Raw genomic sequence first — 5,176 nt, forward strand, 5'->3', positions numbered from 1 at the left:
TTCGGAATCGGCAAAAGAGGGGGTAACAGTCGAGTTCGATGGCTCTCGATTCGATTCTCGACTCCATCGCCGCACTTCGGTTCCCAAACGATCGACTTGGCGTTCGAGTTGGTAAAAATCAGCTTCTAGATTCGAGAGGCGAGATTCGAGCGATGCTCGTGCGGGGGAAATTGATAAAAAGAGTGCTAATCCGACCAACAAGCCGAAGCACAAGACTCTACGAAACTGACCCAATTTACCCATTTTCCTCAGCTCGACGATCGCCACAGACAGAATTTTGGGAACCTCATGCATCCAGGCTCCCATCACAGTTAGCTTAACGCAATGGAAATTTTGTTGAAGTCTGTTTGCAGGTAAAATTCAGGCATTCAAAATTGTTAAGCTAAAAATAGGGGAAAAATACGGAAAAGGGAAAAAGATCGCACTGGGAGATCGATAAATTTACTTGCCTCAGCTCGCGACCCCCAGACAAGGAGATTGAGGAAAATTTTCGGATGTTTTTGGGTGTGAATATCGGTCTTCGCCAGGGCCAACAGGTCTTGTGCGCGAAATTTATTGGGTGTGGGTTATTTGGGAGATGAGTATTTTCGCTTAGGTTCCCTGAAGTCTAATCCCAGCACCCTACTCATAATTTAGATGGGTTGCCTTTTTTGCGGAACTTTAAAAAGTTGTAACTTTATGCGTGTTAAGCAAGTCATTCGTCAACAGAAAGTATTAGGTTTAGGTCTCTCGCTGCTGGGAATCGTCGGCGCGATCGGCTTATCGTTACCTTCTGTGGCAGGAACCGTCACGTTTGGGGATGGAACTCAATGTGAGGGAGATTTTCAAGACAGTCAACTCAATGGATTTGGTCAATGTATTTATAGTAACGGCAATAAATACGAAGGTGAATTTCGCGATGGAGAAGCGAATGGTCGCGGTATTTTCACCTTCGCCAACGGAGATGTTTACGAAGGTGAATTTCGCGACGGACAACGCAATGGTGTCGGCCTTTTCACCTTTGCTAATGGCGACCGCTACGAAGGCGAGTTTCGCGACAATCGTCGGAACGGTCGAGGCATTCTTTTCTTTAGTAATGGGGATATTTACGAGGGTGAGTTTCGAGAGGACAAACGCAATGGATTAGGAACGTTTACCTTTGCCAACGGAGATGTTTACGAAGGAGAATTTCGCGATAATAAAAAACACGGTCAAGGTGTATTTACTTTTGCCAATGGCGATCGCATGGAGGGAGTTTGGATCGAAGATCGACTGTCTAACGAAGCATTTGAAAATGTTGAAAAAGACCGTAATGCAGAATTTTCTGCATATCTGGGGGGACAAATCGATCTCGTCGATCGCCGATTATCTCAAGGTAACGCTCAAGCGGTATTTCGAGAAATCGAGTCGCAAACCGGAAAAAAAATTGGCATTCTCTATGTTGTGGTACATCCCCAGCGATTGGAACTGGTGCTAATGTCTTCGAGCGGCACGTCTGTGGTGCGTCAACTTCCCGATGTCGATCGGGAGGAAGTTTTGGAAGTGGCGCGGGAGTTTCGTCGGGAAATTACCGGAGGCAGTTTTCCCATTAACAATACTCGATATTTACCTTCAGCCCAGCAACTCTATCAATGGACGATCGCCCCTTTGGAAACGGATTTGGAAAATAACGAAATCGATACATTGTTATTTTCAATGGATGCGGGTTTGCGAAGTCTCCCGATCGCCGCACTTCACGATGGGGAGCAGTTTTTGGTCGAAAAATATGACATCAGTTTAATTCCCAGTTTTAATTTGAGCAATATAGAGTACGAACCCTTAGATGGCGCTCGAATTTTAGCGATGGGTGCATCGGAATTCGACGAACACCGACCGTTACCGGCCGTCCCAGTGGAGTTGGAAACCATTTCCTCTGTGTGGTCGGGAGAGTCTTTTTTGAACGAAGAATTTACATTAGCCAATTTGACGTCGCAACGGGAAGCCGAACCCTTTCGAGTCATTCATCTGGCGACTCATGCGGAGTTTAAACCGGGAACTCTCGATAATTCTTATATTCAACTCTGGGACGATCGTCTAACCCTCGAGGAGTTGCAGACCCTCAACTGGAACGATCCTCCCGTAGAATTATTGGTGCTCAGTGCTTGTCGTACGGCCCTCGACGATCGCCAGGCCGAGTTAGGTCTGGCGGGATTAGCAGTGCAGTCCGGGGCTAAAACCGTCTTGGCGAGTTTGTGGTATGTCAGCGATCGGGGCACTTTGGCACTCATGAGCGAGTTTTATAGCTTTTTGCTGGAATCTCCGACCAAAGCCGAAGCACTCAGGCAAGCTCAAATTGCCATGTTGGAGGGGGAAGTGCGCCTGTCTGACGATCGGACTGTCGGTCCGAGTGGTGAGATATCTCTGCCTCCAGATAGTACCGGGCCGATGAATATCGCCTTGTCTCATCCTTACTACTGGGCCGGATTTACCATGATTGGCAGTCCTTTTTAAACACAGAGCACCCGATCGGGTGCTCGGAGATCGGAAAACTCTCAGCAAAAACCATCGATTAATCGATTAGCTTTTAAGAGTTGGAAGATCGTTGTAAAAATATCTTAAAACATACCCATATCGTCAAAAATATGCAATAATAACCCATTCAATATATCTTTTGACTTGCCATTATTAGTATGTCTTTAATTTTAGATAGTACTAAGCTTAAAAAGCTCTTTGATTTTATTGGTACGGGAAGTTTCGCGATCGGCTATAGCTGTTTTGCGGGCAATGCGATCGCGACCGAAATTCCTCAGACCGTACCGCTTTTTCAACTGACACAACAACCCAACTGTGCGGCTCCTCAAACCCAAAGAGAAATTAATGCTTGTGCCAATTTAAATTGGCAAATCTCCGATATCGAACTTCGCCGGTCTTACGAAAATCTCGCGCCCAACTTATCTCTTTCCAGACGGCAGGAATTAATTGAATCTCAATTGGCTTGGGAAAATTTTAGAAATGCCGAGTGTCAGTTTTACGGTAGTTTAGCTCAAGGATCGACTTCGCAACCGGCTCTGGAATATGGATGTTTGGCGGCTTTGTCTCAGCAACGAACCGCGGATCTCAATACTTATCTGAGGGGTGAATTTATTGGAGCGAGTAACAACAGCGATTTTCAGGTTGAGAATCAGTTAAACAAACTCTATCAACAACTTTTCCAGAGCGTCGCGTCGGTTTCTCGACAAAATCAATTGGGTAACGCTCAATTTGCCTGGATTGAGTTTCGAGATTTCATGTGTAATTTTGAGAGAAGTGGTGGCGGTAGTCTTGCACTAACAAATTGTCTGATTCGATCGACCGAACAGCGAGTTCGGCAGTTAGAGAATCATCTCGCGAATCTCGGTTAGTCGCGATCGGCACGAGCGCGATCGCGCCATCGGCGATGATTCATCAATCGAGAGTAGCCAATTCTGGTGAAGTTTCCCTCCGATGCGTCTTCCCCTATTCAATATCCCCGTTGCTGTGAGTGTTACTATCCGACTCGGTTTCGAGTTGAGCGATGTGGACGATGCCATCTCCCTGATTGACTAAAGGATTTTTAGTCAGACCGACGATCGCGCCATCAGTGGGAGCGAGAACCTTCACGTTCGTGGTTCCAAAGGCATCGACGATCGACCCTAGTTTTTGCTTTTTGGTCACCTGTTGACCGAGTTCGACATCGAGTAATAGAATTCCACTTCTGGGCGATCGTACCCACTGAGTTTTATAGGATTTTAGAAACGGGTTGGGCGATCTCTTTTTTGCCATGGGGTACATTCCCAAAGTTGCCATGACTCCCATTACTCCTTCAACCCCCACGGAGATCGCATCGGCATCGAATCGCAAGGCTTCCCCCGCTTCGTAGAGCAGTACGGGAATGCCGATATTGGTAGCGGCCTGTCGCAAAGAGCCATCGCGGGTGGTGGAGTGAATCGTCATGGGTGCGCCGAAGGCTTTGGCACAGCGATAGGTTTCGCCATCGGAGAGGTTTGCTCGAATTTGAGGTAAGTTCGCCCGACCGTCAGAAGCCGTATGCAGATCGATGCCGTGGGTCGAGCGGTTGACAATTTCTCGAACGAACAAATGTGCTAACCGCGCAGCCAGAGAGCCGCGAGCCGAACCGGGAAAAGAGCGATTGAGATCCCGGCGATCGGGCAAATAGCGAGACTGTTCGATAAAGCCAAAAACATTGACGATCGGGACGGCAATCAAAGTTCCAGTTAGTTCTTGGGGTAAAATCTGCTGCAACACCTGACGGATAATTTCGACCCCATTGATTTCGTCGCCGTGAATGGCCGCGCTCAGCCACAACGTCGGACCTTCCCGAGCGCCGTTAATGGCAATGACGGGCAATGACAGCATCGTTTGCGTCGGCAAGCGGGCAACGGGTAATTCGATCTGTTGGCGAGAGGCGGGGGGAACGGTCACGCCTCCAATTTCGATCGAGAGATCGCTAGACATGTGCGGATCCAATGGGATAGGGTGGCACTCGATCGAGTTGGAGATGATGCGATCGAACAAGATCTAGCATACAGGCGAACGTCTCTAGGCTCGCCAATACTCATCCAGCCAAGCCAATCCCGCTCCCCCGGTTTCGGCAAGAATACTCGTAATGCGATACAAGGCGAGTGCGATGAGCAAGGTTCCTGTTTGGCCGGGAAAGTGGGGTTCTAAAAGTCCCAAAGCCGTCGCTTCAAATACACCCATACCACCCGGTGCGCCGGGAACGATTAAGCCAAACAGCCATGCCAGGCTGAAAGCCCCCAGGGGAAGTAAGATATTTTGGGGATCGAACAAACCCAACGCCCACAGAATCAGCAAGAAACCGATTCCCCGACACATCACAAATCCCAACTCTCCCAACCAAGCACGGAGAGGATAGTGCCGGATCTGACAGCGAACGCAATTTTTCTCGGTGGCAAAGGTTTTCGCTTTCACCCGACCTAGATATTGCGCAACGGGGTTGATGATGCGGGGGTGAATGCCAACCGCCACGACAACGAGACTGAAAATCTGCAATTCTCGACCGCCCGCTTCTACCCCCAACATGGCAATAGGCAAAGCCGAAGCCATCATCAGTAGCGGTTCTAAAATCACGCTCAGGGTTGCAGCTTCAATTGCGATCTCGGTATCTCGGGTGGCAACGATGCGCTGATAAAAGTGCCAGACATTCCCTGGCAAGTAC

Annotated in this window: 4 protein-coding genes and 1 pseudogene; 2 read left to right on the forward strand and 3 right to left on the reverse strand. The window is 48.6% G+C overall.

Features of this window, described 5'->3' with window-relative positions; genetic code table 11:
- Positions 1-306 (reverse strand): hypothetical protein (locus IQ235_RS18450; RefSeq protein ID WP_264322878.1); only part of this gene is annotated, 306 nt, incomplete at its 3' end.
- A gap of 372 nt (positions 307-678) precedes the next feature.
- Here IQ235_RS18450 and IQ235_RS18455 point away from each other — a divergent pair.
- Positions 679-2,469, forward strand: a complete 1,791-nt coding sequence (locus tag IQ235_RS18455) for a CHAT domain-containing protein (protein WP_264322879.1) — start codon at positions 679-681, stop codon at positions 2,467-2,469.
- 179 nt (positions 2,470-2,648) lie between these two features.
- Positions 2,649-3,359 (forward strand): lysozyme inhibitor LprI family protein, encoded by a 711-nt coding sequence (locus tag IQ235_RS18460; protein ID WP_264322880.1) that lies wholly within the window; start codon positions 2,649-2,651, stop codon positions 3,357-3,359.
- A 94-nt stretch (positions 3,360-3,453) separates the two neighbouring features.
- On the opposite strand, the gene IQ235_RS18465 is transcribed toward IQ235_RS18460, so the two are convergent.
- Positions 3,454-4,452: a succinylglutamate desuccinylase/aspartoacylase family protein gene (locus tag IQ235_RS18465; RefSeq protein WP_264322881.1), complete on the reverse strand. Its 999-nt coding sequence runs from the start codon at positions 4,450-4,452 to the stop codon at positions 3,454-3,456.
- Positions 4,453-4,536: 84 nt separating this feature from the next.
- Positions 4,537-5,176: pseudogene (locus IQ235_RS18470) on the reverse strand (UPF0104 family protein); the annotation flags it as partial.

The sequence above is a fragment of the Zarconia navalis LEGE 11467 genome (assembly GCF_015207075.1).
GTDB lineage: Bacteria > Cyanobacteriota > Cyanobacteriia > Cyanobacteriales > Geitlerinemataceae > Zarconia > Zarconia navalis.